21 protein-coding genes are annotated in these 26,104 nt (G+C 70.6%); 12 read left to right on the top strand and 9 right to left on the bottom strand.

Features of this window, described 5'->3' with window-relative positions; all coding sequences use genetic code 11:
• Window positions 1-428: 428 nt before the first annotated feature.
• Complete coding sequence (locus tag ACNNMR_RS30600) at window positions 429-1,157, top strand: PP2C family protein-serine/threonine phosphatase (protein WP_420000535.1); 729 nt, start codon at window positions 429-431, stop codon at window positions 1,155-1,157.
• A 100-nt stretch (window positions 1,158-1,257) separates the two neighbouring features.
• Window positions 1,258-2,958 carry an acyl-CoA mutase large subunit family protein gene (locus ACNNMR_RS30605; protein ID WP_419997916.1) on the top strand — a complete coding sequence of 567 codons (1,701 nt, stop codon included), beginning with the start codon at window positions 1,258-1,260 and terminating at the stop codon, window positions 2,956-2,958.
• A gap of 725 nt (window positions 2,959-3,683) precedes the next feature.
• On the opposite strand, the gene ACNNMR_RS30610 is transcribed toward ACNNMR_RS30605, so the two are convergent.
• On the bottom strand, window positions 3,684-4,307 hold the full coding sequence (locus ACNNMR_RS30610) for a TetR/AcrR family transcriptional regulator (protein ID WP_419997917.1): 624 nt from the start codon (window positions 4,305-4,307) through the stop codon (window positions 3,684-3,686).
• A gap of 205 nt (window positions 4,308-4,512) precedes the next feature.
• Between ACNNMR_RS30610 and ACNNMR_RS30615 the strand changes: the two genes are divergently transcribed.
• The 5 genes from ACNNMR_RS30615 (at window position 4,513) to ACNNMR_RS30635 (ending at window position 9,440) form a co-directional block, all read left to right on the top strand.
• On the top strand, window positions 4,513-5,490 hold the full coding sequence (locus tag ACNNMR_RS30615) for a tetratricopeptide repeat protein (RefSeq protein ID WP_419997918.1): 978 nt from the start codon (window positions 4,513-4,515) through the stop codon (window positions 5,488-5,490).
• A 558-nt stretch (window positions 5,491-6,048) separates the two neighbouring features.
• Window positions 6,049-6,672: a DUF6230 family protein gene (locus tag ACNNMR_RS30620; protein ID WP_419997919.1), complete on the top strand. Its 624-nt coding sequence runs from the start codon at window positions 6,049-6,051 to the stop codon at window positions 6,670-6,672.
• A 124-nt stretch (window positions 6,673-6,796) separates the two neighbouring features.
• The gene (locus tag ACNNMR_RS30625; protein WP_419997920.1) at window positions 6,797-7,360 is read left to right on the top strand and encodes a DUF6114 domain-containing protein; all 564 of its coding nucleotides are present in this window, start codon (window positions 6,797-6,799) and stop codon (window positions 7,358-7,360) included.
• Window positions 7,353-8,597, top strand: a complete 1,245-nt coding sequence (locus ACNNMR_RS30630) for a hypothetical protein (protein ID WP_419997921.1) — start codon at window positions 7,353-7,355, stop codon at window positions 8,595-8,597. The genes ACNNMR_RS30625 and ACNNMR_RS30630 overlap by 8 nt, the downstream gene beginning before the upstream one ends.
• 141 nt (window positions 8,598-8,738) lie before the next feature.
• Window positions 8,739-9,440, top strand: coding sequence for a helix-turn-helix domain-containing protein (locus tag ACNNMR_RS30635; protein ID WP_419997922.1), 702 nt, complete (start codon window positions 8,739-8,741; stop codon window positions 9,438-9,440).
• Between the two features lie 62 nt (window positions 9,441-9,502).
• On the opposite strand, the gene ACNNMR_RS30640 is transcribed toward ACNNMR_RS30635, so the two are convergent.
• The 4 genes from ACNNMR_RS30640 to ACNNMR_RS30655 form a co-directional block, all read right to left on the bottom strand.
• A complete protein-coding gene (locus ACNNMR_RS30640; RefSeq protein ID WP_419997923.1) occupies window positions 9,503-10,651 on the bottom strand; it encodes an FAD-dependent oxidoreductase in 1,149 nt (382 codons plus the stop codon).
• A 103-nt stretch (window positions 10,652-10,754) separates the two neighbouring features.
• Window positions 10,755-11,441, bottom strand: coding sequence for a TetR/AcrR family transcriptional regulator (locus tag ACNNMR_RS30645; RefSeq protein ID WP_419997924.1), 687 nt, complete (start codon window positions 11,439-11,441; stop codon window positions 10,755-10,757).
• Window positions 11,442-11,501: 60 nt separating this feature from the next.
• Window positions 11,502-12,731 (bottom strand): cytochrome P450, encoded by a 1,230-nt coding sequence (locus ACNNMR_RS30650; protein ID WP_419997925.1) that lies wholly within the window; start codon window positions 12,729-12,731, stop codon window positions 11,502-11,504.
• Window positions 12,728-13,774: a type III polyketide synthase gene (locus tag ACNNMR_RS30655; RefSeq protein ID WP_419997926.1), complete on the bottom strand. Its 1,047-nt coding sequence runs from the start codon at window positions 13,772-13,774 to the stop codon at window positions 12,728-12,730. Before ACNNMR_RS30655 ends, ACNNMR_RS30650 begins: the two co-directional genes overlap by 4 nt.
• Before the next feature lie 277 nt (window positions 13,775-14,051).
• Between ACNNMR_RS30655 and ACNNMR_RS30660 the strand changes: the two genes are divergently transcribed.
• Entirely contained in the window at window positions 14,052-15,662 is a 1,611-nt protein-coding gene (locus ACNNMR_RS30660; RefSeq protein ID WP_419997927.1) for an acyl-CoA carboxylase subunit beta, read from the top strand.
• Window positions 15,663-15,740: 78 nt separating this feature from the next.
• Window positions 15,741-15,917, top strand: coding sequence for an acyl-CoA carboxylase subunit epsilon (locus ACNNMR_RS30665; protein ID WP_420000536.1), 177 nt, complete (start codon window positions 15,741-15,743; stop codon window positions 15,915-15,917).
• Window positions 15,918-16,034: 117 nt separating this feature from the next.
• Here ACNNMR_RS30665 and ACNNMR_RS30670 read toward each other — a convergent pair whose 3' ends face one another.
• On the bottom strand, window positions 16,035-17,060 hold the full coding sequence (locus ACNNMR_RS30670) for a 6-phosphofructokinase (RefSeq protein WP_419997928.1): 1,026 nt from the start codon (window positions 17,058-17,060) through the stop codon (window positions 16,035-16,037).
• 133 nt (window positions 17,061-17,193) lie between these two features.
• On the opposite strand from ACNNMR_RS30670, the gene pta reads away from it, so the two are divergent.
• The 3 genes from pta to pyk are packed head-to-tail and all read left to right on the top strand — an operon-like array spanning window position 17,194 to window position 21,964.
• Window positions 17,194-19,311 (top strand): phosphate acetyltransferase, encoded by a 2,118-nt coding sequence (gene pta, locus ACNNMR_RS30675; protein WP_419997929.1) that lies wholly within the window; start codon window positions 17,194-17,196, stop codon window positions 19,309-19,311.
• Complete coding sequence (locus ACNNMR_RS30680; protein ID WP_419997930.1) at window positions 19,308-20,492, top strand: acetate kinase; 1,185 nt, start codon at window positions 19,308-19,310, stop codon at window positions 20,490-20,492. The genes pta and ACNNMR_RS30680 overlap by 4 nt, the downstream gene beginning before the upstream one ends.
• Window positions 20,493-20,536: 44 nt before the next feature.
• On the top strand, window positions 20,537-21,964 hold the full coding sequence (gene pyk, locus ACNNMR_RS30685) for a pyruvate kinase (protein WP_419997931.1): 1,428 nt from the start codon (window positions 20,537-20,539) through the stop codon (window positions 21,962-21,964).
• A 7-nt stretch (window positions 21,965-21,971) separates the two neighbouring features.
• Here pyk and ACNNMR_RS30690 read toward each other — a convergent pair whose 3' ends face one another.
• From ACNNMR_RS30690 to ACNNMR_RS30700, 3 genes are all read right to left on the bottom strand, one after another.
• Window positions 21,972-23,087: a hypothetical protein gene (locus tag ACNNMR_RS30690; protein ID WP_419997932.1), complete on the bottom strand. Its 1,116-nt coding sequence runs from the start codon at window positions 23,085-23,087 to the stop codon at window positions 21,972-21,974.
• A gap of 261 nt (window positions 23,088-23,348) precedes the next feature.
• Window positions 23,349-23,771, bottom strand: coding sequence for a pyridoxamine 5'-phosphate oxidase family protein (locus ACNNMR_RS30695; RefSeq protein ID WP_419997933.1), 423 nt, complete (start codon window positions 23,769-23,771; stop codon window positions 23,349-23,351).
• Between the two features lie 933 nt (window positions 23,772-24,704).
• A complete protein-coding gene (locus ACNNMR_RS30700) occupies window positions 24,705-26,102 on the bottom strand; it encodes a cation:dicarboxylate symporter family transporter (protein WP_419997934.1) in 1,398 nt (465 codons plus the stop codon).
• Window positions 26,103-26,104: the final 2 nt, after the last annotated feature.

Raw genomic sequence — 26,104 nt, forward strand, 5'->3', positions numbered from 1 at the left:
GAGGTGCAGATCACCCCCTGCGGCGCATACCTGCTGTTCACCTTCGAGCGCGGCCACCGGCTGGTGATGGCGGCCGCCGCCCAGCAGTTGGTGCGCACCTGCTGGGCGGAGTGGAACCTCGGCGACGATGGCGTCGAGCCGTCCCGCGGCTTCCGCCAGGTCCTCGGCCTGACCGAGGACGCCCCGCTGCCCAGTCTGTCAGGGCTGGCCGGCGCGGTGACGGCGGACAGCCTGCCGGACCTGTACCGGACGCTGTACGAGGTCATCCTGCGCAAGCACCCGGCGGACTGCGAGCTGGCCCTGCGCAACGGCGGCGACCGGGTCTTCCGGATGACCGCGAGACCGCCGAGCGCGCCGAGCGCGAGGCCCGCCGCCAGCGCGAGCGCGCCGAGGCGATCGCGGAGGTCGCAGGCGTGCTGCGCGAGGCGGTGCTCCCGCACCTGGAGGACGAGCTCGCACCGTACGGCCTCGAGGCGGCGGCGATTTACCGGCCCGACGCCCGGGAGGCCGGCGTCGGCGGCGACTGGTACAAGGCCCGCGGGCTGCCCGACGGCCGGCTCCTCGTCGCGCTCGGGGACGCCCGCGGCCACGGCCTCGCGGCGGCCACGCTCATGGCCAAGCTGCGCTACGCCCTGGCGGGCCTGGCGTACACCGAGGAACGCGTCGAGCGCCTCACTCACTGGCTGAACGAGCTGGCCTGCGCCGACGGTATCGAGTCCACCGCGACCGCGATCGTCGCCCGCTACCACCCGGACCGCTCCCTGCTCCGCTGGACCTGCGCCGGACACCCGCGCCCGGTCCTGGTCCGCGACGGCCACCCCGGGCCACTGCCGCCTCCCGAGGGCGGCCCCGGCCTCCCGCTCGGCGTGCTGCCCGGCGCCGGATACGAAGCCACCGAGACGGCGCTGCGCCCCGGCGACATCGTGCTGATGTACTCGGACGGGCTCACCGAGCGCCGCGACACCGACCCCGACGAGGACCTCCGCCGCTTCCTGACCGCGGCCCGGCAGGCTTACGATCCCGCCCCGCCCGGCCTCGGCCACGAGGGGCTGCGGCGCTACGCGGAGGCCATCGTCGGGCGGCTGGACGGCCCGCACCGCAGCGACGACGCCACCCTCCTCGCCCTGCGCCGCTCGGCCGCGGCCGCACCGTCCTGACCTGGGCTCCTTGCGTGAGCGCCCGCTGGCCGGAGACAATTACTAGGACGTCCTAGTAATACGATCCGGGTGATCCCCGGACGGGGAGAGGCGGTACGGCATGGACGCCGAGCAGATCGGGGCAGGCCGCAAGCGCTGGCAGGAGCGGTACGACGCCGCCCGCAAGCGGGACGCGGACTTCACGACGCTGTCGGGCGATGCGGTCGAGCCGGTGTATGGGCCTCGCCCCGGCGACACGTACGAAGGCTTCGAGCGCATCGGCTGGCCGGGGGAGTATCCCTTCACCCGCGGCCTGTACCCGACCGGCTACCGCGGCCGCACCTGGACCATCCGGCAGTTCGCCGGCTTCGGAAACGCGGAGCAGACGAACGAGCGCTACAAGATGATCCTCAAGGCGGGCGGCGGCGGTCTGTCGGTCGCCTTCGACATGCCGACGCTGATGGGCCGCGACTCGGATGACCCGCGCTCGCTGGGTGAGGTCGGGCATTGCGGGGTGGCGATCGACTCGGCGGCGGACATGGAGGTCCTGTTCAAGGACATCCCGCTCGGCGACGTCACGACGTCGATGACGATCTCGGGCCCGGCGGTCCCGGTCTTCTGCATGTACCTGGTCGCGGCGGAGCGCCAGGGCGTGGACCCGGCGGTCCTCAACGGCACGCTCCAGACCGACATCTTCAAGGAGTACATCGCCCAGAAGGAGTGGCTCTTCACCCCCGAGCCGCACCTCCGCCTCATCGGCGACCTGATGGAGCACTGCGCGGCCGGCATCCCCGCGTACAAGCCGCTGTCCGTATCCGGCTACCACATCCGCGAGGCGGGGGCGACGGCCGCGCAGGAGCTGGCCTACACGCTGGCGGACGGCTTCGGGTATGTGGAGCTGGGGCTGTCGCGGGGGCTGGACGTGGATCACTTCGCTCCTGGGCTGTCCTTCTTCTTCGACGCGCACGTCGACTTCTTCGAGGAGATCGCCAAGTTCCGGGCGGCGCGGCGGATCTGGGCGCGCTGGGTGCGCGATGTGTACGGGGCGACGAGCGAGAAGGCGCAATGGCTGCGCTTCCACACGCAGACGGCGGGTGTCTCGCTGACGGCGCAGCAGCCGTACAACAACGTGGTGCGGACGGCGGTCGAGGCACTGGCGGCGGTGCTGGGCGGCACGAACTCGCTCCACACCAACGCCCTGGACGAGACCTTGGCCCTCCCCTCCGAGCAGGCGGCGGAGATCGCGCTGCGCACGCAGCAGGTGCTGATGGAGGAGACGGGCGTCGCCAATGTGGCCGACCCGCTGGGCGGTTCCTGGTACCTGGAGCAGCTGACGGACCGCATCGAGGCGGATGCGGAGAAGATCTTCGAGCAGATCAAGGAGCGCGGCCTGCGGGCGCACCCTGACGGGCGGCACCCCATCGGGCCGATCACGTCCGGCATCCTGCGCGGCATCGAGGACGGCTGGTTCACGGGCGAGATCGCCGAGTCGGCCTTCCGTTATCAGCAGGCGCTGGAGAAGGGCGACAAGCGCGTCGTCGGCGTCAACGCCCACCATGGGTCGGTCACCGGTGACCTGGAGATCCTGCGGGTCAGCCATGAGGTGGAGCGGGAGCAGGTACGGGAGTTGAGCGGCCGGAAGGCGGCCCGGGACGAGGCGGCGGTACGGGCGGCGCTGGACGGGATGCTGGCGTCGGCCCGGGATGGCTCCAACATGATCGAGCCGATGCTGGACGCCGTGCGGGCGGAGGCGACGCTGGGCGAGATCTGCAATGTCCTGCGGGATGAGTGGGGTGTGTATACGGAGCCGGCGGGCTTCTGACCTTCTGACGCGCGTTGGCCGCCTGTGCTTGCGCCTGCTGAGGACTGACTCGCGCTGCTGCCACGGATGGCTTGGCATCGGATGGTGACGGCAGCGCTGCCGTCTTCGCCCTTGGTCCGGTGCGAGCGGGTTGGCTGGCTACGGAGGGAGTGGGGGCGGTGGTCGGCCTTGGCCTGCCGGGCGGCGGTCCGTCTCGGGAGGCGGTCCCGGTAGCGGTTGGTTGGCCTGGGCTGCCGGGCGGCGGTGTGGGGCGCGCGTGCCAGGCCTGGGGGCGTACGAGGGGTTGGCGCGCGCCCTTTTTCGTATGGACGTGTTGGGCTGGGCGCCACCTGTCGCCGGGCCTGCGGAAGGATGCCTCCCCCGACACACCCCTATGAAAAAGAGCGCGCGCCAACTCCTCGCACGCCCCAGTCCCAGCTTTCACGCCCCCACCCGTCACCCGTCACCCGGCATCCGGCAGCCAGGCCCGTCACGTTCCTGCCGGGAACAAACCGCCGCCTCCCGAAGGCGGAGCACTGCCGCCTCCCGGAGGCGGAGCACTGCCCTCCCTCGGAGACGGGCCGCCGCCCGGCAGCCCAACGCCCCCCGGCCCCCACTCCTCCGCAGCCAGCCAACCCACTGGCACCGGGCCCAAGGCCGAAGCCGGCGACGCGGCCGTCACCATCCGTTGCCAAGCCCCCCCGCCGCTCCAGCGGCCAAAGACACAGCAACGGGTGGGTGGGCGCCTACGCCCCCCGAAGACCAGCAGCCACCAGGCCCGCAAACGACGCCGCCCAAGCCTCATCCACCGGCTCATCACTCACCAGCGTCCGATGCACCACCGTGCCCGCGATCACATCAAAAATCAGATCCGCGTTACGAGCAGCCACCACCGGATCCGCATCCGGCACCAACTCCCCCCGCGCATACGCCCGCGCCCTCCCCGCCAGCACCAGCCCCTTCTGCCGATCGACAATCGCCTCGCGAATGCGAGCCCGCAGGGCAGCGTCATGCGCCCCCTCCGCCACCACCGCCATCAACGACGTCCGCGCCTCAGGCCGCGACAGCAACCCCGCGAACTGCAGCACCACCCCACGCACATCCGCCTCCAGACTCCCCAGATCCGGCAGCGTCAGCTCCTCGAAGAGCGCCGCGACGGCTTCGACGACCAGCTCGTTCTTACCCGGCCACCGCCGGTAGAGCGTCGTCTTCGCGACCCCCGCCCGCGCCGCGACATCGCTCATCGTCAGCCCACCCCAGCCGAGCTCGACCAGCGCCGCCCGCGTGGCATCCAGGATCGCGCGATCCGCGGCGGCACTGCGCGGGCGTCCGCCCCGGCGGGGCGACGGTGTGGGGGTGGTGCGGCTCATAGCGGGGACCCTACTCGTCAGTCACTTCCATCGGTTACGCTACTACCCGTAGCGAAACGAGCGGCAACCGCGCGCCCGGGTGGGGACCCGGGCGTACTCGCCCGGGTGGGGACCCGGGCGTCCCGCGCGACGCATGACGCACAGCTATAAGCGCAATCCAAGGGGGCGCGGGCCTGACCGCCTACGTATCGGGGAGTATGGACACATGCAGCCACGCAGCAATATGTCCATGAGCGGAGCGGTCGACCTGGCCGCGGTGAAGGCGGCCGCGGAGGCCAAGGAGAAGGCCGAGCAGGCGCGGGCGGAACGGGCCAAGAACCCCGAGGCCGCCGCCGCAGCCGCGGGGTCCCTCGTTTTCGATGTCGACGAGGCGGGCTTCCAGGAGGAGGTCCTGCAGCGGTCCACCGAGGTGCCGGTGGTCATCGACTTCTGGGCCGAGTGGTGCGAGCCGTGCAAGCAGCTGAGCCCGATCCTGGAGGGTCTCGCCCAGGAGTACGCGGGCAAGTTCGTCCTCGCGAAGATCGATGTCGACAAGAACCAGCTGCTCTTCCAGCAGTTCGGCGTGCAGGGCATCCCGGCGGTGTTCGCCGTCGTCGCCGGGCAGCCCGTGCCGCTGTTCCAGGGCGCGGCCCCCGCGGCGCAGATCCGCCAGGTCCTCGACCAGCTGATTCAGGCCGCCGAGCAGCAGTTCGGCATCGTCGGCGGTACCCAGGCGCCGGTGGCCCCGGGCGAGGAGGGCCAGGAGGAGATCCCCGAGCCCGAGGGTCCGTACGACGGCGTGCTCGCCGCGGCCGGTGACGCGCTCGACAGCGGTGATCTCGGCGGTGCCATCCGCGCGTACGAGAACGTCCTCGCCGACGACCCGGGCAACACCGAAGCCACCCTGGGCCTCGCCCAGGCGCGGCTGCTGGAGCGGGTGCAGGGTCTCGACCCGCAGGAGGTGCGCAAGAGCGCCGCCGACAATCCCGCGGATGCGCAGGCGCAGATCGCCGCCGCCGACCTGGACCTGGCCGGCGGGCATGTCGAGGACGCCTTCGGCCGGCTCGTCGAGACCGTCGGCCGCACCGCCGGCGACGACCGGCAGGCGGCCCGGGTGCGGCTGCTCGAACTGTTCGAGGTCATCGGCGGTGACGACCCGCGCGTCGTGCAGGCGCGGGCGGCGCTCGCCCGGGTGCTGTTCTAAGGGCAAGACCTGCTCACCGACTGATAACCATCCAGTAACGGCGGCCGTCGCTTTGCCAAAACTTGACCATCGCGGCCGCTGTTACTGCGGGTAATTGACGATCTGTCTAATGTCCGGAATGCGGTCCTTGATCCCGGCGATTTGCCGCTTCTCGCGACGACCGTCCGTGGCCGTTTTTTGGCGCTCGAACGCGCTCCCGACACCGTCGCGTTACTCGCCAGTAAAGAACCCCTTGTGCGTCACCTCTCCCATGCACCACGATCGCCTGTGCTCGGACCTGCCGCCACAGTTCAGTCCCCAGCTGAGAGCCGCGGCGCAGGAACCCCGCCGAGTGGCCGGAACCCACCGGGGACCGGTCAGGGGCAGGGGGGTCACCACCGCTTCGGAGGTGCCTGTCCTTTTGGCCGCACACCGTGCGGCCAGCGGTTGTCGCTCGGAGGAACGCCTTGGCGTCTCCTTCCGAGGACGTGAGCACTTCTCCCATCTCCGCGCCGGGACCCTTCCGCTCAGTCAGGGCGGGCCGGGGCGTGAGATGTACGTCCGAGAAGGAGGATGGGAATGGCGTCCCAGACGCGTGGCGGGACCAGGTGGAAGCGGTTCGCTGTGGTCATGGTGCCCAGCGTTGCCGCGACGGCGGCGATAGGCGTCGCGATGTCGCAGGGCGCGCTTGCCGCATCGTTCAGCGTGTCCGGCCAGCAGGCCAAGGTCACGGCCGGGAAGCTCGACGGTCAGGGCTTCGTCCAGTACGGCTCGTACGAGAAGAAGGTCGACGGGAAGAACGTCCCGGTGGCGGTGCTTGGCTTCAAGAACGCCAAGATCAACAACCTCTGCCAGTCGGTCGTCACCCCGGACGTCCCGCTGATCGGCACGGTGTCGCTGAAGCTGACCGCGGGCACCAAGGCCGGCAAGCCGGTCGAGGGCAAGAACCTCTACATCGACACGGCGGAGGCGGACGCCGACGCCACCTTCACCAACATCAACATCGGTGTGGCGGCGGGCAGCAGCGCCAAGGGCCCGGGCATCAGCCCCGGGGACCACACCAGCAAGGGCAGCTTTGCCCAGGAGGCCGACCGGGCCGTCTTCTCCGGTGCCAAGCAGAAGATCTGGGCCACCACGGCCGGGACCTTCAAGCTCAGCAACCTCAGCGTGCGCCTGCACAAGGGCGACAACGAGTGCTACTGAGCCGATGACGGGTTCCGGGGGCTCTGCCTTTGTGGACCCCCGGACCCTCGGACCTGGCTTTGACGCCTGACCCGGCCACACCGACTTCCCGCGCGTGCACGCGGGTTCCAGGGAGCTGTTCTCCATGACCGACGAGTCTCCAGCGCTGCGCGAGCGCCTCCGCGGCTGGCGGCTTGCGTTCCGCGGCTGGCGCGGCACCAGGCCGTTCTGGGCGGGACTGCTGACCATTCTGGGCGGCGTGCCGATCGCCTACTTCCCCTACGCCGACCTGAAGATCGGCCAGATGACCGTGCGGATGGCGACCACCGCGGGCGCCGGGGCACTGATCATCGGGATTCTGCTGATCACTCTCGGGCTGACGATGTGGTTCCACCATGTCGTACGGGTCTTCGCCGGCGTCGCCTCGATCGTGCTGGCCCTTGTGTCCATCCCGATCTCCAACCTGGGCGGGTTCCTGCTCGGCTTCCTGCTGTCCATGAGCGGTGGCGCCCTCGCCGTCGCGTGGGCGCCGGGCAAGGAGAGCGGCGAGGACCCGGCGGAGCCGGAGGGCCGGTCGCCGCAGACCGAGCCGGACACCAACATCGACGACCTCCTGGGGCGTACCGACTCGGCCGACGGGGACCCCTTCCCGCCGCTCGACGACGGCCCCCGTACCGTCAACGCGGTGGGGGGAAGGCATCGTGGCTGACCAGCGCAGCAGCGGGCCGCGGCACGCCGCGCCCCGGCAGTCGGTGCTGGCCAAGGCCAAGCTGCCGGCCGGTAAGGCGATAGCGCTGGCGGCGATGCCGACGGCGGTGTTCACGATGATGACGATGACGCCGCGGCTGGCGTCGGCCGACGACGCCGGCAAGAAGTCGCCGGCCGCCGAGGGCATCGAGAACCCCTTCTCCGGCGACGAGTGCGTCAAGCAGGACGAGAAGAAGCCGGACGCGGACGCCAAGAAGGACGAGAAGAAGAAGGCCGACGAGAAGGACTCCTCGCCGTCCGCGAAGCCCAGCCCGTCGGAGAGCGAGAAGGCCGGCGGCCTGCTGCCCAAGCCGGACGCCACCGGCGAGCAGGACGAGCCCAAGGCCGACGAGCCCGAGCCGGAGGCTTCGTCGTCCTCGTCCGAGCCGAAGCCGGAGCCGTCGGCGTCCGAGACCAAGAACCCGCTGGACCCGCTGGGCGTCGGCGACAAGATCAAGGACTTCTTCACCCCGGACGACAAGGAGTCGCCCTCGCCGAGCCCGTCCACCTCCTCGCCGGAGGCCGACGAGCCCGAGCCGGAGCCGACCACCGAGTCGCCGAAGCCGAAGCCGGAGCCGAAGGCCGACGAGTCCTCGGAGCCGAAGGCGGAGGAGTCGTCGAACCCGGCGAAGGACCTGCTGGACAAGGCGAAGCCGAAGCCGGACGCCACCAAGGAGGCCGACGGCAACCCGGCGAACGGCAAGGAGCCGTTCCCGTGCCCGACGCCCGACCCGAAGGCGCTCGCCGACGCGGACGTCGAGCAGGGCATCCCGGCGCTGTCGGACACCCCGTACACGCTCGACACGACGAAGCTCACGAACACCAACCAGGTCTACAAGGGCATCGTCAAGGTCCGTACGGCCAGCGGCAAGATCAAGCCGGTGATGAAGATCGAGTGCGACACGATCGACATCGAGAACATGAAGCAGGAGTTCAAGAACCCGGACGGCACCGTCGGCCACGTCGACGGCGGGCCCGGCACCACCTCCAAGTTCCGTGGCGGCAAGGTCACGCTGTACGTGGAGGAGCTGGAGGGCAAGCTCTTCGGCCTGATCCCGGTCAAGTTCAACGTGGATCTGCCGCTGCCGCCCATCCCGCTGCCGATCTCGGTCGTCACGGACGCCAAGGTCACGCTGGCCGCGCAGTTCGGCGGCACGCTGACCGTGCCGGGGCTGCAGCAGTACAGCACCCCGAACTGAGACCTCTCCGGGGGCCGCAACGGATGCGGGTCCGACCCTTTCACGGGGCCGGGCCCGTGTCCTTTTGTACGTTCCTACGGCAGTCGGCTTCGGCTGTCCGACCTATGGTCACCAGGCCGGGCGGCCTCTAGCGTGCCTGAAGTGTCCTCGCCCTCGCCCACTGACGGCCCGCTGCCGCCGCCCTTCGATCCCGTAGCCGCGCGCCGGCTGCGCGAGGCCCTCGGCATGGGGTACGAGCATGTCGCGTACGGCATCCAGGCCGCGTACGGCCGCCGCGTCGACGCCCGTACCATCGCCGCCTGGGAAGCCGGACACGGCGGCCCCACGCATGAGGAGCTCGCCGCGCTCGCGGGTGCGCTGTGGTGCGCGCCCGCCGATCTGATGGGCGGGGAGAGCCGGCTGCGTGAGCATCGGATGGCGGCGGGGCTCGCGGTCGAGGATGTGGCGCGGCGGATCGGTGTGGAGCCGGAGGCGTATGCCGCGATGGAGGCCAGCGGTGACTGGGCCGGTACCGACCGGCAGGCGGCGGATCTTGCGGCGCTGCTGCGGCTGCCGCTGCCGGTGCTGATGGATATGACCGGGCGGACGGAGAAGCTTGCGGGGCTGCTGCGCGATGCCGCGACCACGCGGTGGCAGGCGTATGTACGGCAGGTGGCGAAGCTGGTGCCGCTGCCGCGGCATCGCATCGAGGGGGCGCTGCAGGGGCTGCACGACGAGTACCAGGGGAGCATGGTGAGCACGCTCAACTGGGGGTCGCCCGGGGGTGAGCGGGCGGCGGACTCGGGCGCGGGCGAGGAGTTCCTTGCGGACATCCTCGACCACTTCTGGGCGCGGCTCGGCTGACACGCATTGCGGGGGCTCCGCCCCCGTACCCCCGCCGGATATCGCGCCTGCGGCGCTCGGCCTCAAACGCCGGCCGGGCTTGACTTGAACATCGCCACCAGCGCTGCCGGCGCCGCCTCGTTGAAGCACCTCTCCACGCCGTCCGCCGACTCCCGCGCCTTCTCCGCGCTCCGCGGGAAGAGCGCCTCCTCGTACACCGTCAGCGCCTTCTCCACCTCGCCCGGGTGCTCCGCGATGGCCTCGCCGAGCAGCGCGCCGTCCTGCATCGCCAGGTTGGCGCCCTCGCCCGCGAACGGGGACATCACATGCGCCGCGTCGCCCAGCAGCGTCACGCCCGGGACGCGGTCCCAGCGGTGGTCGACCGGCAGGGCGTTGAGCTTTCGCGGTACGAGCGGGGTGTCCGAGTCGGCGATCAGGGCGCGGAGCGAGTCGTCCCAGTCCTCGAACTGCGTCAGGACCGCCGCCTTCGCGGCCTCCGTATCGGTGAAGTCGATGCCGTCGAGCCAGTGCTCGACGGTCTGCACCGCCGTGTAGATGTGCAGGCTGCCGTCCGTCTCGCGGTGGGCGAGGACGCCCTTGCGGTCGCTGAGGGCCATCAGGGAGCCGCCGCCGACGACGGCCGCCGAGCGGGGGTGCCTGGTGTCGGCGTCGTGCAGGTCGGACTCGACGAAGGAGATGCCCGTGTACGACGGGCGGGCGGCGGAGAGCAGCGGGCGGATCCTGGACCAAGCGCCGTCGGCGCCGATGAGCAGGTCGGTGGTGATGGTCTCGCCGCCGGCGAAGGTGGCTTCGTGGCGGCCGTCGCCGAGGGGGCGGGCGGCGGTGGCCTTGCGGCCCCAGTGGACGGTGCCGTCCGGGAGGGAGTCGAGGAGCAGGTCGCGCAGCTGGCCGCGTTCGACCTCGGGGCGGCCGCCTTCGGCGAGGTCCTCGTAACGGACGGTGGCCCGCTTGTCCATCACGCGGGTGGCCTCGCCGCCGGGGAGGATCAGGGCGCGGAAGCCGTCGTAGAGGCCGGCGGCGCGGAGGGCGAGCTGGCCGTTCTCCTCGTGGATGTCGAGCATGCCGCCCTGGGTACGGGCTTCGCGGCCGGCCTCGAGGTCGAAGACGGCCGCCTCGATGCCGTGGACGTGCAGGACGCGGGCGAGGGTCAGGCCGCCGAGGCCGGCGCCGATGATGGCTATGGGGTGGTGGTGCTTCGTGGGGGTGGTCATGGTGGCACCTGCCTTTCCGGGTGAGCTGCGAATCGCGTTCGTAACGAATGGTGTTCGTTCACGGTAACGCGAACGAATGGTGTTCGTCAAAAACAGTGTTCGTTCAGGCCTTGGGGGAGACCCGCGAGATGCCCTCGATGACCACGTCCAGCGCCCACTCCCAGCGCTCGCCCTGGCCGCTGAAGACCTCCTCGCCGAGCGCGTGGATGCGCGGATAGTCGGCGGCGGGCGCCTGCTCGTAGGCCTGCCTGACCTGGGCCATCACATCGCCCTGCGCGTCCCACGCGCTCTTCTCCGCGGCATTCGCGGTGACCTGGAGCAGCAGCAGGTCCGCGCCCCACGCCCCGGCCCGGCCCGCCACCCCGGCCTCGGCCAGGCAGTCCAGCAGCGTCTCGGCCAGGCGCAGTGCGCCGGCGCCGCGGGCCATGGTCGTCGACGCCAGCCTCGCCAGGCCCGGGCGGGAGAGCAGCACGTCCTGGTACGAGCGCAGCACGGCCTTCAGGCGCTCGCGTGGCGGCCTGCCGTGGCCCGCCGCGACGTCCACCTCGGCCAGGGCACGGTCCAGGACCAGGGCGCGGAGCTCGTCGAGGTTGGCGACGTAGACGTACAGCGACGCCGGACCCGTATCGAGGGCCGTGGCGATCTTGCGGAGGCTCAGGCCCGGCAGGCCCTCCCTGCTCAGCAGGTCGAGGGCGGCGGAGACGATGGCCTCCTGGCTCAGCGGCGCCTTCGCCGGCCGGTCGCGCCTGCTGACCGGGGTGCGGGCGGGGCGGCCTGGCGTATCGGGCATGGCGGCACCCTATCGGCACCGGTCAGGGGCGGCGCGGGCGTGGGCTCCTCCCGTACGGCATCACCAGGTGACCGGCAGCGCCGCCGGACCGCGGATCAGGGCGCCCGCGCGGAACGGGACGTCCTCGTCGGCCACCGCCAGGCGCAGGGACGGCGGAAAGCGGTCCAGGAGGGCGTCGACCAGCAGCTCGGACTCCAGGCGGGCCAGCTGGCTGCCCACGCAGTAGTGCGGGCCGTGGCCGAAGCTGACATGCGGGTTCGGGGTGCGGTCGAAGTCGAGCTCGTCCGGGTGCGCGAAGACCGCCGGGTCGCGGTTGGCGGTGGCGTACGAGTTGTAGACCGCCTCGCCCGTCCTGATCGTCACGCCGCAGACCTCGACGTCCTCCTTCGCCACCCGGGACAGCCCGACCGCGCGGTGGTGCGGGATGAAGCGCAGCAGCTCCTCGATGGCCTGCGGGCGGATGCCGGGCTCGGCGCGGAGCCGGGCGGCGTGCTCGCGGTGGGTGAGGAGGATGTACGCCATGTTGCCGCTGTTGTTGGTGACCGCCTCGCCGCCGATCTGGATCAGCAGGGCGAGGCCGAGGGCCTCCTCGCCGGAGATGTCGCCGCTGTCGACGGCGGCGGCGAGGGCGGAGCAGACGTCGTCCTCGCCGCTGCCGCGGCGCTCGGCGATGAGCTCCTCGAAGTAGCCGGTCATCTCCCGCTTCGCCTGCTCGCTGCGGTCGGCGCCCTTGGACGAGGAGAGGATGTCGTACGTCCACGCGTGCACCCGCGGCTGATCCTGCGGCCGTACGCCCATCACGTCGCAGATCACCGCGAGCGGGAACGGCATCAGCACCTGCTCGGTCAGGTCGGCCGGCGGCCCGCCCGCCACCGCCGCGTCGACCAGCTCGTCGAGCCGCGCCCTGGCCCGCTCGCGGATGCGCTCCACGCCCTTGGCGTTGAAGGCCGGGGCGACCGCGCGGCGCAGCCGGGTGTGGTCCGGCGGGTCGGCGAAGCCGGGGGCGCCGGGGACGGGGATGAAGTGCGGGGCGAGGCGGGTGACATCCGCGGCGACGACCCGCTCGCGGCTGAAGCGGTCGTCGTTGGTCACCGCCTTCACGTCGTCGTAGCGGGTGACGAGCCAGGCCCAGCCGCTGCCGTGCGGCAGCTGGATGCGGGTGATCGGGCCCTCCCGCATCAGCGCGGCCAGCACCGGGTCGAAGTCGACGCCGTGCAGGAGGTCGAGGGCGGGCCAGAAGCGGATGGGGTGAGCGTCCGTGGCCGTGGCGCGCTCGGTGTCCGTGGTCATGAGATCCACCTGCCCAGCGACATCTCCGCCGTAATTCCCGGCCCGAAGCCGGCCAGCATGCCCTTGCCCTCGTGGCGGGCGCTGCCCTCCTCGAAGAGGCGGCGCAGCGCGTCGAGGACGACGGCGCTGGCGATGTTGCCGTACTCGGTCAGCGTCGCCCGGCTGAAGCGGAAGGCGTCCGCCGGGACCTGGAGGAACTTGCTCAGGTCGTCCAGGATCCGCGGGCCGCCCGCGTGGATGATGTAGAAGTCCAGGTCGGTGGCGTCCCAGCCGTGCCGCCCCGCCAGCTCCTTCAGGGCGGGCGCGAGCGGCTCCATGGTGCCGGGCACCCGCTTGTCGAGCTGGAAGTGGAAGCCGGTGGAGCGGACCGCGTACGAGATCCAGTCCTCGGTCTCCGGGACCAGATACGAGCCGTTCAGCTCCAGGTTCATGCCGCTGCCGCCGCGGCCGCGCATCACGGCCGCGGCGACGCCGTCGCCGAACAGGCCGTTGGAGAGCAGATTGCCGACGCCCAGGTCGGTCGGCTGGTAGCAGAGCGAGCAGAACTCGCAGGAGACGATGAGGACATTGGCCTCGGGATACGCCTGGCAGAAGTCGTGCGCCCGGTTCACCGCGGCGCCGCCGGCCGCGCAGCCGAGCTGGGCGATCGGTATCTGCCGGGTGTGGCTGGGGAAGCCCATCGTGTTGATCAGCCAGGCGGTCAGCGACGGCATCATGAAGCCGGTGCAGGACACGTAGATGATCGTGTCGATGTCGGCGGGCCTGAGCTCCGCCGAGTCGAGGGCCTCCCGTATCACCGCGGGGACGCGGGCCTTGGCCTCGGCCTCGTAGCAGGCGTTACGGAACTCGAAGCCGGGGTGCTTCAGCGTCTCCTCGATGGGCTGCACTATGTGCCGCTTCTCGACCCCGGTGTTCTCTATCAGCCGCAGCGCCAGATCCAGTTGTGGATGGTCCTCGTGATGCTCCCGGGCGAGATCCAATGTCTCCGCCATGGTGATCACATGCTCCGGGACGGAGACGGCCGGTCTGCACAGAGTCGCCATGGTGATGCCTTTCTCCTCGCCTTGATCAAAGGTTCACCGACCGGAGAAGGGCGCGCAATAGATGCCGATACGCGGCCAATTAAGGTAATGCGTAGGTAATGAGATGATTGTGCCTGGTTGCCGCAGGTAAGGCGGCGTAAACGCGGGGTCCGGGGCGGGACGGGTTGTCACCCGACTGGCCCTACGGGGGACCCGAGCGGATGCCTCCAATTGGGTGGTCGGCGCACGGTGGATGGGCAAGCTACGTCACCCCCTCGCGGGGTGCGGGAGGTCCGCCATGACCGAAGTTGAAGACCCGAGCACCGCGTCCGTCGACGCCGCAAAGGCCCAGCCCCCCACCGAGAAGCAGGTCAGGCTCGCCGAACTCGCCTGGATCAGGGACGAGGTCGTCCAGGGCCCGGCCCCCGGCTCGACCCAGGCCCAGCACGACCGCGGCAAGCTGACGGCCCGCGAGCGCATCGCCCTGCTGATGGACGACGACTCCTTCACGGAGATCGAGCCGCTCCGCCGGCACCGCGCCACCGGTTTCGGGATGGAGAACAAGCGCCCGTACACCGACGGCGTCGTGACCGGCTGGGGGACCGTGGAGGGCCGGACCGTCTTTGTGTACGCCCATGACTTCCGGATCTTCGGCGGCGCGCTGGGCGAGGCGCACGCGGAGAAGATCCACAAGGTGATGGACCTGGCCGAGGAGGCCGGGGCGCCGCTGGTGGCGCTCTGCGATGGCGCGGGGGCGCGCATCCAGGAGGGGGTGACGGCGCTGGCGGGGTACGGCGGGATCTTCCGGCGGAATGCGGCGGCGTCGGGTGTCATTCCGCAGATCAGCGTGATCCTGGGGCCGTGTGCGGGGGGCGCGGCTTACTCGCCGGCCCTGACCGACTTCGTCTTCATGGTCAGGGGCGTGTCGCAGATGTTCATCACGGGCCCCGATGTGGTGGAGGCCGTGACGGGCGCCCGGATGTCGCTGGAGGAGCTGGGCGGGGCGGATGTGCACGCGCGTACGTCCGGGGTCGCCGGGTTCGCGTACGACGACGAGGAGACGTGTCTGGAGGACGTCCGCGTGCTGCTGTCGCTGCTGCCGTCGAACAACCGTGAGCTGGCGCCGGTCGTCGAGTGCGAGGACCCGGCGGACCGGGTGTGCGAGGGGCTGATCGACGTGGTGCCGGCGGATCCGGCGCAGGCGTACGACATGCGGGATGTGATCGAGGAGGTCGTCGATGACGGCGACTTCTTCGAGGTGCACGAGGGGTGGGCCGGGAATGTCGTCTGCGCGCTGGCGCGGATGGAGGGCCATGTGGTGGGGATTGTGGCCAGCCAGCCGCAGGCGCTGGCCGGGGTGCTGGACATCGAGGCGTCGGAGAAGGCGGCGCGGTTTGTGACGCTGTGCGATGCCTTCAACGTGCCGTTGCTGACGCTGGTCGATGTGCCCGGGTTTCTGCCAGGGGTCGAGCAGGAGCACGGCGGGATCATCCGGCATGGGGCGAAGCTGCTGTACGCGTACTGCAATGCGACGGTGCCGCGGATATCGCTGGTGCTGCGGAAGGCGTACGGCGGGGCGTACATCGTGATGGACTCGCGGTCCATCGGCGCTGATCTGGCCTTTGCGTGGCCTACGAATGAGGTCGCCGTGATGGGCGCCGAGGGCGCCGCGAATGTCGTCTTCCGGCGGGAGATCGCGGAGTCGGATGATCCGGAGGCGGCGCGGGAGCGCCTGGTGGCGCAGTACCGGCAGCAGCTGATGCATCCGTATTACGCGGCTGAGCGGGGGCTGGTCGATGACGTGATCGATCCGGCCGAGACGCGGATGGTGCTGTGCCGGGCGCTGGGGATGCTGCGCGCGAAGCACGCTGAGCTGCCGTCGCGGAAGCATGGGAATCCGCCGGCTTGACCCTGGTGGTTTGTCGGGCCTTCGGCTCGGGGGTTGGGAGGTTGGTGTGCGATGGATACGGCTGATGCGCCGGATGCGATGTTCCGGGTGGTACGGGGGTGTCCTGACGCGGATGAGGTGGCGGCGGTTACGGCGGTGCTGACGGCCGTCGCCGGCCGGAGACCACGGTCGGCCTGCCGGCCGGTGACGCCGAGGGCGGGGTGGGCGCGAGGGCGCTTGGGCGCGCACCGCGCGGCAGGCTCCTGGCGCTCCTGAGCACCCACCCACCCGCCCGTTGCTGGGAGCGACAGGAACGGGCGGGCGGGTGGGAAAGTCCGCGCCGCAGGCGCGAGAGCCACGCACTCAGGCTGCGCGTCCCTGCCCAGGCCGCGCCTAGAAGACCGACTCGGCCTCGGACATCCGGTCCGTCGGGACCGTCTTGAGCTCCGTCACCGCGTCCGCCAGCGGGGCCATCACGATGTCCGTGCCCCGGAGCGCCGTCATCTGGCCGAAGTCGCCCCGGTGCACCGCCTCCACCGCGTGCCAGCCGAAGCGCGTCGCCAGGACGCGGTCGTACGCCGTCGGGACGCCGCCGCGCTGGACGTGGCCGAGGATGACCGGCTTGGCTTCCTTGCCCAGGCGGTGTTCCAGCTCGTTCGCCAGGCGGTTGCCGATGCCCGCGAAGCGCTCGTGGCCGTACTGGTCGATCTCGCCCTTCTGGTAGTCCATCTGGCCGTCCGCGGGGTGCGCGCCCTCGGCGACGCAGACGACCGCGAACTTCTTGCCGCGGGCAAACCGCTCCTCGACCATCTCGCACAGCCGGTCCACCGAGAACGGCCGCTCCGGCAGGCAGATGCCGTGCGCGCCGCCCGCCATCCCGGACTCCAGCGCGATCCAGCCGGCGTGCCGGCCCATGACCTCCACGACCATCACGCGCTGGTGCGACTCCGCCGTCGTCTTCAGCCGGTCGATCGCCTCCGTCGCCACGCCCACCGCCGTGTCGAAGCCGAAGGTGCGGTCCGTCGCGGAGATGTCGTTGTCGATGGTCTTCGGGACGCCGACCACCGGGAGGCCGGCCTTCGCCAGCATCGCGGACGCGGTCAGCGTGCCCTCGCCGCCGATCGGGATCAGCGCGTCGAGGCCCAGCTCGCGGCTGAGGTCCTCGGTCTCCTCGCAGGCCTGGCGGAGGCGGGCGCGTTCGAGGCGGGAGGAGCCGAGGATGGTGCCGCCGCGGGCCAGGATGCCGGATACGGCGTTCAGGTCGAGCTTGCGGTAGCGGCCTTCGAGCAGGCCCTTGAAACCGTCCTCGAAGCCGATGACCTCGTCGCCGTGACCCGCCATGGCGCGGTGCACCACCGACCTGATCACGGCGTTCAGGCCGGGACAGTCGCCGCCTGCCGTGAGTACTCCGATGCGCATGTGTCTCCTGTCGTTTCTCGCCCGGAACCGATTCTTCCACGGCCCATCCCCGCGCGCGTCCGCGCACCTGTGACGGGTAAAGTGTCGAAACGGACGAATCGACCGATGATCGTATTGCCGGAGAGGGTGTCGCGTGACACGCAGCGTCTACATGGCCTCGGTGGGCCGCCGTGACGGCCGCCAGGTCGTCGATCTGGGAATGATGGAGCTGCTCACCCGGCAGGTGGACCGCGTCGGCGTCTTCCGGCCGCTGGCCCACGACGGCACCGACCCCGTCTTCGACCTGCTGCGGGCCCGCTATCGGCTGGGCCAGGCGCCCGGCTCCGTGCTCGGGATGTCGTACGAGGAGGCCAGCGGCGTCCAGGCCGCCCACGGCACGGATGAGCTGGTGTCCCGGCTGGTCGACCGCTTCCACGACATCGCCGCCGACTTCGAGGCGGTGCTCGTGCTCGGCAGCGACTACGCGGACACGAACATACCGGCGGAACTGACCCTCAACGCCCGCCTCGCGAATGAATTCGGCGCCGTCGTCATCCCCGTCGTCGGCGGCCTCAACCAGTCCGCCGAATCCGTCGTCGCCGAGGTCCGTAACGCCCACGACGCCTACACCTCCCTCGGCTGCGACGTCCTCGCGATGATCGCCAATCGCGTCGACGACAGCCACGCCCAGCGCGCCGCCCGCGAGCTCGGCGGCCACCTGCCCGTGCCTGTGTACGTACTCCCCGAGGACCCGGCCCTCTCCGCCCCCACCGTCAGCCAGATAAAGGACGAGCTCGGCGCCGAGGTGCTGCTCGGGGACGCCTCCGGGATGGCGCGGGACGTACGCGACTACGTCTTCGGCGGCGCCATGCTGCCGAGCTTCCTGCCCGCGCTGAAGGAGGGCTGCCTCGTCGTCACCCCCGGCGACCGCGCCGACCTGATCGTCGGCGCCCTCGCCGCGCACTCCGCCGCCGCCCCGCCCATCGCGGGCGTCGTCCTCACCCTCGGGGAGCACCCCGGGGCCGAGACCATGACGCTGGCCGAGCGGCTCGCGCCCGGCACCCCCGTGCTGGGCGTCTCCGGGCTTTCCTTCCCGACCGCCGAGAAGATCTTCGCGCTGCAGGGCAAGCTCAACGCCGCCACCCCGCGCAAGGCCGACATCGCGCTCGGCCTCTTCGAGTCGCACGTCGATGCCGCGCAGCTCACCGGGCGGCTGAATGTGGCGCCGAGCGGCCGGATCACCCCGATGATGTTCGAGCACATGCTCATCGAGCGGGCCCGCGGCCGGCGTCGCCACGTGGTCCTCCCGGAGGGCACCGAGGAGCGGGTGCTGCGGGCGGCCGAGGTGCTGCTGCGACGTAACGTCTGCGACCTCACGCTGCTCGGCGACGAGGCCGCGATCCGCAGGAAGATCGGCGAGCTGGGCATCAGCCTGCCGCTGCACGGCCCCGACGAGGCGCCGCCGGACTCCGGCAACGCCTTCTGCCGGGTGATCGACCCGACCGTCTCACCGCTGCGCGACCGCTTCGCCGAGCTGTACGCCAAGTACCGCGCGCACAAGGGCGTCTCGGTGGAGCTGGCGCACGACGTGGTCGCGGACGTGAACTACTTCGGCACGCTGATGGTGCAGGAGGGTCTCGCCGATTCCATGGTGTCGGGTTCCGTGCACTCCACGGCCGCCACCGTCCGGCCCGCCTTCGAGATCATCAAGACCGCGCCCGGCGCCTCGATCGTCTCGTCCGTCTTCTTCATGTGCCTCGCCGACCGGGTGCTCGTTTACGGCGACTGCGCCATCAATCCCGATCCGAACGCCGAGCAGCTCGCCGACATCGCGATCCAGTCGGCCGACACCGCGGCGAAGTTCGGGGTGCAGCCGCGGGTCGCGATGCTCTCGTACTCGACCGGCACCTCCGGGACCGGCGCCGATGTCGACAAGGTGCGGCAGGCGACGGAGCTCGTCCGGGAGCGGCGGCCTGACCTGCTGATCGAGGGGCCGATCCAGTACGACGCGGCCGTGGATCCATCTGTCGCTGCTACCAAGGCACCAGGGTCGCCCGTGGCCGGGCAGGCGACCGTGCTGATCTTCCCCGACCTGAACACCGGCAACAACACGTACAAGGCGGTCCAGCGCTCGGCGAACGCCATCGCCGTCGGGCCCGTCATGCAGGGCCTGCGCAAACCGGTCAACGACCTGTCCCGCGGCGCGCTGGTCCAGGACATCATCAACACGGTCGCGATCACCGCGATCCAGGCACAGGGGGACCCGGCGTGACCGCGACCCGCGTACTCGTACTCAACTCGGGCTCCTCCTCGCTCAAGTACCAGCTGATCGACATGGCCGACGGCAGCCGCCTGGCGAGCGGCATCGTGGAGCGGATCGGCGAGGCCGGGGAGGGCGCGGTCGCCGACCATGCGCACGGCCTCAAGATCGTCGGCGAGGAGCTGAAGGCCGCGGGCTACGGCCTGGACGACCCCGAGCTGGCCGCGATCGGGCACCGGGCGGTGCACGGCGGCACGGAGTTCACCGAGCCGACGCTCATCGACGACGCGGTGGTGGCGGCGATGGAGAAGCTGGTGCCGCTGGCCCCGCTCCACAACCCCGCCAACATCACCGGCATCAAGGTCGCCCGCCAGCTGCGCCCCGACCTGCCGCAGGTCGCGGTCTTCGACACCGCCTTCCACGCGACGATCCCCGAGGCCGCCGCGCGCTATGCCATCGACACCGCGACGGCGGACAAGCTGTCGGTGCGGCGGTACGGGTTCCACGGGACCTCGCACGCGTACGTGTCCCGGGCCACCGCCGAGCTGCTCGGCAAGGAGCCGGCGGACGTGAACGTCATCGTCCTGCACCTGGGGAACGGCGCCAGCGCGTCCGCGGTCCAGCGCGGTCGCTGTGTCGATACATCGATGGGTCTCACCCCGCTTGAGGGCCTGGTCATGGGTACTCGCAGCGGTGACCTCGACCCGGCGGTCATCTTCCACCTGGCGCGGGTGGGGGAGATGTCCGTGGACGAGATCGACAATCTGCTGAACAAGAAGTCCGGCCTGGTCGGGCTCTGCGGCGACAACGACATGCGCGAGATCGGCCGCCGCATCGGCGAGGGCGACGCGGCGGCGCGGCTGGCTTTCGACGTGTATGTCCACCGGCTGAAGAAGTACATCGGGGCGTATTACGCGGTACTCGGGAAGGTCGACGCCATCGCCTTCACCGCCGGCGTCGGCGAGAACTCGGCGGCCGTGCGGGAGGCGGCCACGCAGGGTCTCGAGGAGCTCGGCATCGCCATCGATCCGGTGCAGAACGCGGTCCGCGGCTCGTCCCCGCGGCTGATCTCCCCGGACTACAGCCGGGTGGCCGTGGCCGTCGTACCGACCGACGAGGAACTCGAGATCGCCACGCAGACGTATGCTCTGGTCGGCGCGGCAGGCAACGGGGCCACGGCAGGCGCCGTATGACCCCAGAAAATTCACCTCAGGAACAAAAGGATAGGATCGCCGACATGCGCCGAGCCAAAATCGTCTGCACCCTGGGCCCAGCCGTCGACTCCTACGAGCAGCTGAAGGCTCTGGTCGAGGCGGGCATGAACGTGGCCCGCTTCAACATGAGCCACGGCTCGCACCCGGAGCACGAGGAGCGCTACGCCAAGGTGCGCAAGGCCGCCGAGGAGACCGGCCGGCCGATCGGCGTCCTCGCCGACCTGCAGGGCCCGAAGATCCGCCTGGAGACCTTCGCCGAAGGTCCGGTGGAGCTGGAGCGCGGCGACGAGTTCACGATCACCACCGAGGACGTCCCGGGCGACAAGCACATCTGCGGCACCACGTACAAGGGCCTGCCCGGCGATGTCTCGCAGGGCGAGCGCATCCTGATCAACGACGGCGCGGTGTCCCTCGAGGTCACCGAGGTCGCGGGCCCCGAGGTGCGCTGCATCGTCATCGAGGGCGGCGTCATCTCCGACCACAAGGGCATCAACCTGCCCGGTGTGGCCGTGAATGTCCCCGCGCTGTCCGAGAAGGACATCGAGGACCTGAAGTTCTCGCTGCGGATGGGCTGCGACATGGTCGCGCTGTCCTTCGTACGGGACGCGGCCGACGTCCGCGACGTGCACCGCATCATGGACGAGGTCGGCCGCCGGGTGCCGGTGATCGCCAAGGTCGAGAAGCCGCAGGCCGTCGACAACATGGAAGAGGTCGTCCTCGCCTTCGACGGCGTCATGGTGGCCCGCGGTGACCTGGCGGTGGAGTACCCGCTGGAGAAGGTCCCGATGGTGCAGAAGCGCCTCATCCAGCTCTGCCGCCGCAACGCCAAGCCGGTCATCGTCGCGACCCAGATGATGGAGTCGATGATCAACTCGTCGCGGCCGACGCGCGCGGAGGCCTCGGACGTCGCGAACGCGATCCTCGACGGCGCGGACGCGGTGATGCTCTCCGCCGAGTCCTCGGTTGGCAAGTACCCGATCGAGACGGTCAAGACGATGTCGCGGATCGTGGTGGCCGCCGAGGAGGAGCTCCTCTCCCGCGGCCTGCAGCCCCTCGTCATGGGCAAGAAGCCGCGCACGCAGGGCGGCTCGGTCGCGCGTGCCGCCTGCGAGATCGCGGACTTCCTCGACGCGAAGGCGCTCGTCGCCTTCACGCAGTCCGGCGACACCGCGAAGCGCCTCTCGCGCTATCGCGCCTGCCAGCCGATCCTCGCCTTCACCACGGACGCGTCCACGCGCAATCAGCTGACGCTGAGCTGGGGCGTCGAGCCCATCGTCGTGCCGCACGTCGACAACACCGACGCGATGGTCGACCTCGTCGACGGCGAGTTGGCGAAGCTGGGCCGCTTCACCAAGGGCGACTGCATGATCATCACGGCGGGGTCCCCGCCCGGTGTGCCCGGCACGACGAACATGGTCCGGGTGCATCACCTGGGCGGCGAGTCGGCATAGTTACGTCTTACGTCAGCGCGTCCTTGTACGCGATGTTCACGCGGCGATCCCCCTCCGCACCTGAGGCGAAGCCGAAGGTGAGGCGGGGGGTGTAGCCGCCTCCGGAGGCCGGGATCAGCATGATGTTCATGCCCTCGGGCTCCCGGTAGACGAGGGACTTGAGGGCGCGGGTCAGCGCCTTGGTGGTCGCGCCGGTGTTGAGGTCGAGGCGCGTGATGTAGGTGGACCCGACGTCGTCGGGGTCGGCAGGACCGCCGTTCTTGTACGCCGTCCCCTCGTAGATGTACATGAACGACCCGTACAGGCAGAAGCCTTGCGCCACGGGGGGCTTGTACAGCCCGGAACGGTGGTGGAGGGGCGTGCCGAGCGGCGCCGCGATGGCGTCATCGAGCCCGTACACGGCGGCCTGCTGGCTGCCGTCCCGGTCGTAACGGAGCAGCACGCGCCGGTGGTGGATGTCGACCACGGGCCGCGGCGAGGTCAGCGCGCCGCTGCCGGGCAGCTTGCTCGCGTTGGGCGTGCGGTCCTTGAAGTCCATCGCCGTACGGTCCTCCGGGTCGTCCCAGTGGAAGCTGCGCGGCGGGTCGGCGGCGGCCGGGCCCGCGTACTTGATGCGGCAGACCCGCTGCCCGAATCCGACGCCGTCGGAGTTCGTCTTCGCGTCGTATTCGATCCAGATGTACGGGGCCTTGCCGGCGCCCGTCGGCTCCACGCCGATCTGCGCGCCGTGCCCGAACCCGCGCAGATACATCCGGGCGAGCTTCGTGCCGCCGTCGGCGCTGAGCTTGGTGAGGGCGATGTCGCCTTCGGCGAGGCGGGTGGCGTACGCGACGCCGTCGCCCGGGTTGTACATGACCTGTGCCACGTACCAGTGCTTGTTCAGGTGGTCGTAGCCGGCGCTCTGCATGACGGTGGGGCACCAGGCGGTCTTGTGCATGAAGACGGGGTCGGAGGGGTCGTCGAGGTCGAAGGCCTTGGAGACGGGGAGGGCGAGCGGCGCCGCCGCGCGTAGCTCCGCGCCCTCGGCGACGGTGGCCGCGCCGGCTCCGGCGAGCGCCGTGCCGGCCGCGGCGCCGCCGAGCTGGAGGAGACGTCTGCGGCTGAGCTGCGATCCCGATCCCATGGCTGGCTCCCGCGATGGTGTGGGTGTGGTCTAGGCCACCCGTGAGACTAGAAGGCGCGGGAGGGGTGGGGAAGGCCTTGGTGCTGGTCCAACCATTGGTAGTACGGGGGTAGTTGAGTCCCTAGCGATCGCCTGCAGGTGCGTCCGCGTGCGGCCACAGGCCGAGTTGGGCGCCGAGGGGCCAGGCGGTGACCTGCTTCGGGGCGCGGGGGCGGATTGCCCTCCAGCCCCGATCGGTCAACCTGTCGCCTAGTCGCGCCGCTACTTGCGCCGGAATGTCTCCACCGGCCGGCCTGGACGCCAGAGGCGGATGACCAACTCGTCGCCTTCGACCGCGGTGAGCACGGCCTCACGCAGATCAAGCCGAAATGCGTGGGAGCCGCCCTTGCCCGCCGGGTCAGTCACCTCGACTGCGATCCCGGCGACCTTGGCGTCACCGCCTCCGTGGGGATGGGCGTGCAGCGCACACCGGCCGTCTCGTCGGAGGTCCAGGGCTTTACGGGCACCGAGCATCGAGCCGAACGACAAGTCGGCTCCCTTGAATTCGACTTCGCTCCCACTCACCCGCGGCGAGCCGTCCTTGCGCAACGTAGCCAGGACGTGTGTCTCGGCTGCCTCGAACCTGGCTCTGATCACGGATGCAAGCTCATCAGCCTCGTTCTCGAACTGCTGCCATGTCGCCATCCCTGCAGTGTGGCAAACGACACTGACGACGAGCCCTTCCTGCCCTCGACAGCAGGGGAATGATGCCGCCAGACACGGCCTCGTTGGGGGCGGGGGAGTTGGCATCGGATGGTGACGGACGGGCTGCCGTCGTGTGTTGGGTGGCGGTGCGAGAAACGGAGGGCTGGCTGCGGAGGGGTTGGGGGCGGCTGGGCACGAAGGGCTGCCGGGCGGCGGAGAGGTGCAATGCCCTGCCGGGGTCCGGGGAGGTGCGATGCCCCACCAGGGTCCGGGGAGGTGCGATGCCCCACCAGGGTCCGGGGAGGTGCAATGGCCCACCGGGGTCCGGGGAGGTGGGTGCGGCTGTGCGGGAGGCGTGCGCTCAGGCTGGGGGGCGCACGAGGGGGCATCGCGCGCTCTTTTTGATGGGGGTGTGTCGGGCGGCGAGGCGGCGTCCTTCCGTCCGCCCGGGGCGGCGAGCTCCTTGGCTGAGGCTGCGAGAGCGCCGGGCACTCCCATTACAGGGCGGCCAGCCCGGCCGCCCTCGACACACCCCTAGGAAAAAGAGCGCGCAGCAAGCCATCACGCGCCCCCTGGTGGGGCATTCACGCCCCGTATCCGCGCCGATCCCCACCTCGCAGCCGCGCCCATCTCCACCTCGCATCCACGCCTACACCCACCTTCGCATCCGCGCCTCCCGCCCAGCTGCGCCCACCTCCTCGGCCCCCGGAGGGGCATCGCGCCTCGCCGCCGCCCGGCAGCCCTTCGCGCCCAGCCGCCCCCAACCCCTCCGCAGCCAGCCATCCGTTTCCGGCACCGCCCTCAACGCACGGCGGCGGCGCAGCCGTCACCATCCGATGCCAAGCTGTCCGCCCCGTGCGCACGAGACGAGCCACTATCGGACCGGATGGTGACGACCACGCCGCCGAGGCCAGTCGTCGTCATGCAGAGGCGTCAGACGTCCGCAGTCTCCTTCCCGCCACCCGATCCCGACCCCCGCTGATCCGGCAGCGCATCCTTCGGCGGCGGCGCCCCATGCCCCTCATCCACGAAGGTCGTCTCGTCGAAGGGAAGTTGACCCGCCAGCACCGCCTCGGCCCGCTCGCGATCCAGCTCCTTCGTCCACGTGGCCACCAGCACCGTCGCCACCGAGTTGCCCGCGAAGTTCGTCAGCGCCCGAGCCTCGCTCATGAAGCGGTCGATGCCCACGATCAAGCCGACGCCGTCCAGCAGCTCCGGCCGATGCGACTGCAAACCACCGGCCAGCGTCGCCAGGCCCGCGCCCGTCACACCCGCCGCGCCCTTCGACGCGATGATCATGAACAGCAGCAGCGAGATCTGCTCGCCGATGTTCAGCGGCTGGTCCATCGCGTCCGCGATGAAGATCGACGCCATCGTGAGGTAAATCGCCGTGCCGTCGAGGTTGAAGGAGTAGCCCGTCGGGACCGTGATGCCTGCCACCGGGCGGGAGACGCCGAGGTGTTCCATCTTCGCGATCAGGCGGGGGAGGGCCGACTCCGACGACGACGTCGACACGATCAACAGGAACTCGCGGCCCAGGTAGCGGAGCAGCAGGAGCAGGTTGATGCGCGCCACCACCCACAGCAGCGCGCCCAGCACCACAAACACGAAGATGATGCACGTCGCATAGAACCCGAACATAATCACCGCGAGCGACTTCAGGGCATCCACGCCCGTCTCGCCGACGACCCCGGCGATCGCGCCGAACGCGCCCACCGGCGCCGCCCACATGATCATGGCCATCACGCGGAAGACCAGCCGCTGGATGTGCTCGACGCCCTTGAGGATCGGCTCGCCGGAGCGGCCCATCGCCTGCAGTGCGAAGCCGACCAGCAGGGCCACCAGCAGGGTCTGCAGCACCTGGCCTTCCGTAAGCGAGGAGACCAGTGTTTTCGGGATGATGCCCAGCAGGAAGTCGGTCGTCGACTCGCTCGCGTCCTTCGCCTGCGCCGCGCCCTCGCCCTTGGTCTCGTCGGTGAGGTGCAGGCCGGAGCCGGGCTCGAGCAGGTTGCCGACGATCAGGCCGATGGCCAGGGCCACCGTGGACATGATCATGAAGTAGCCGAGGGCGAGGCCGCCGACCGCGCCGACCTTTGCTGCCTTACGGACCGAGCCGATGCCGAGCACGATCGTGCAGAAGATGACGGGGGAGATCATCATCTTGATGAGGTTGACGAAGCCCTCGCCGATGGGCTTGAGCTCCACGGCCGTGTCCGGGGCCGCGAAGCCGACGCCGATGCCGGCCAGCACCGCGACGATCACCGCTATGTACAGGTAGTGAGTGCGGTCGCGTCGTCTCGACTGCTGCTCGGGTGGGGACTGTGCAGCCACGG

The sequence above is a fragment of the Streptomyces boninensis genome (genome assembly GCF_048572725.1).
In the GTDB taxonomy this organism is placed as follows: domain Bacteria; phylum Actinomycetota; class Actinomycetes; order Streptomycetales; family Streptomycetaceae; genus Streptomyces; species Streptomyces boninensis.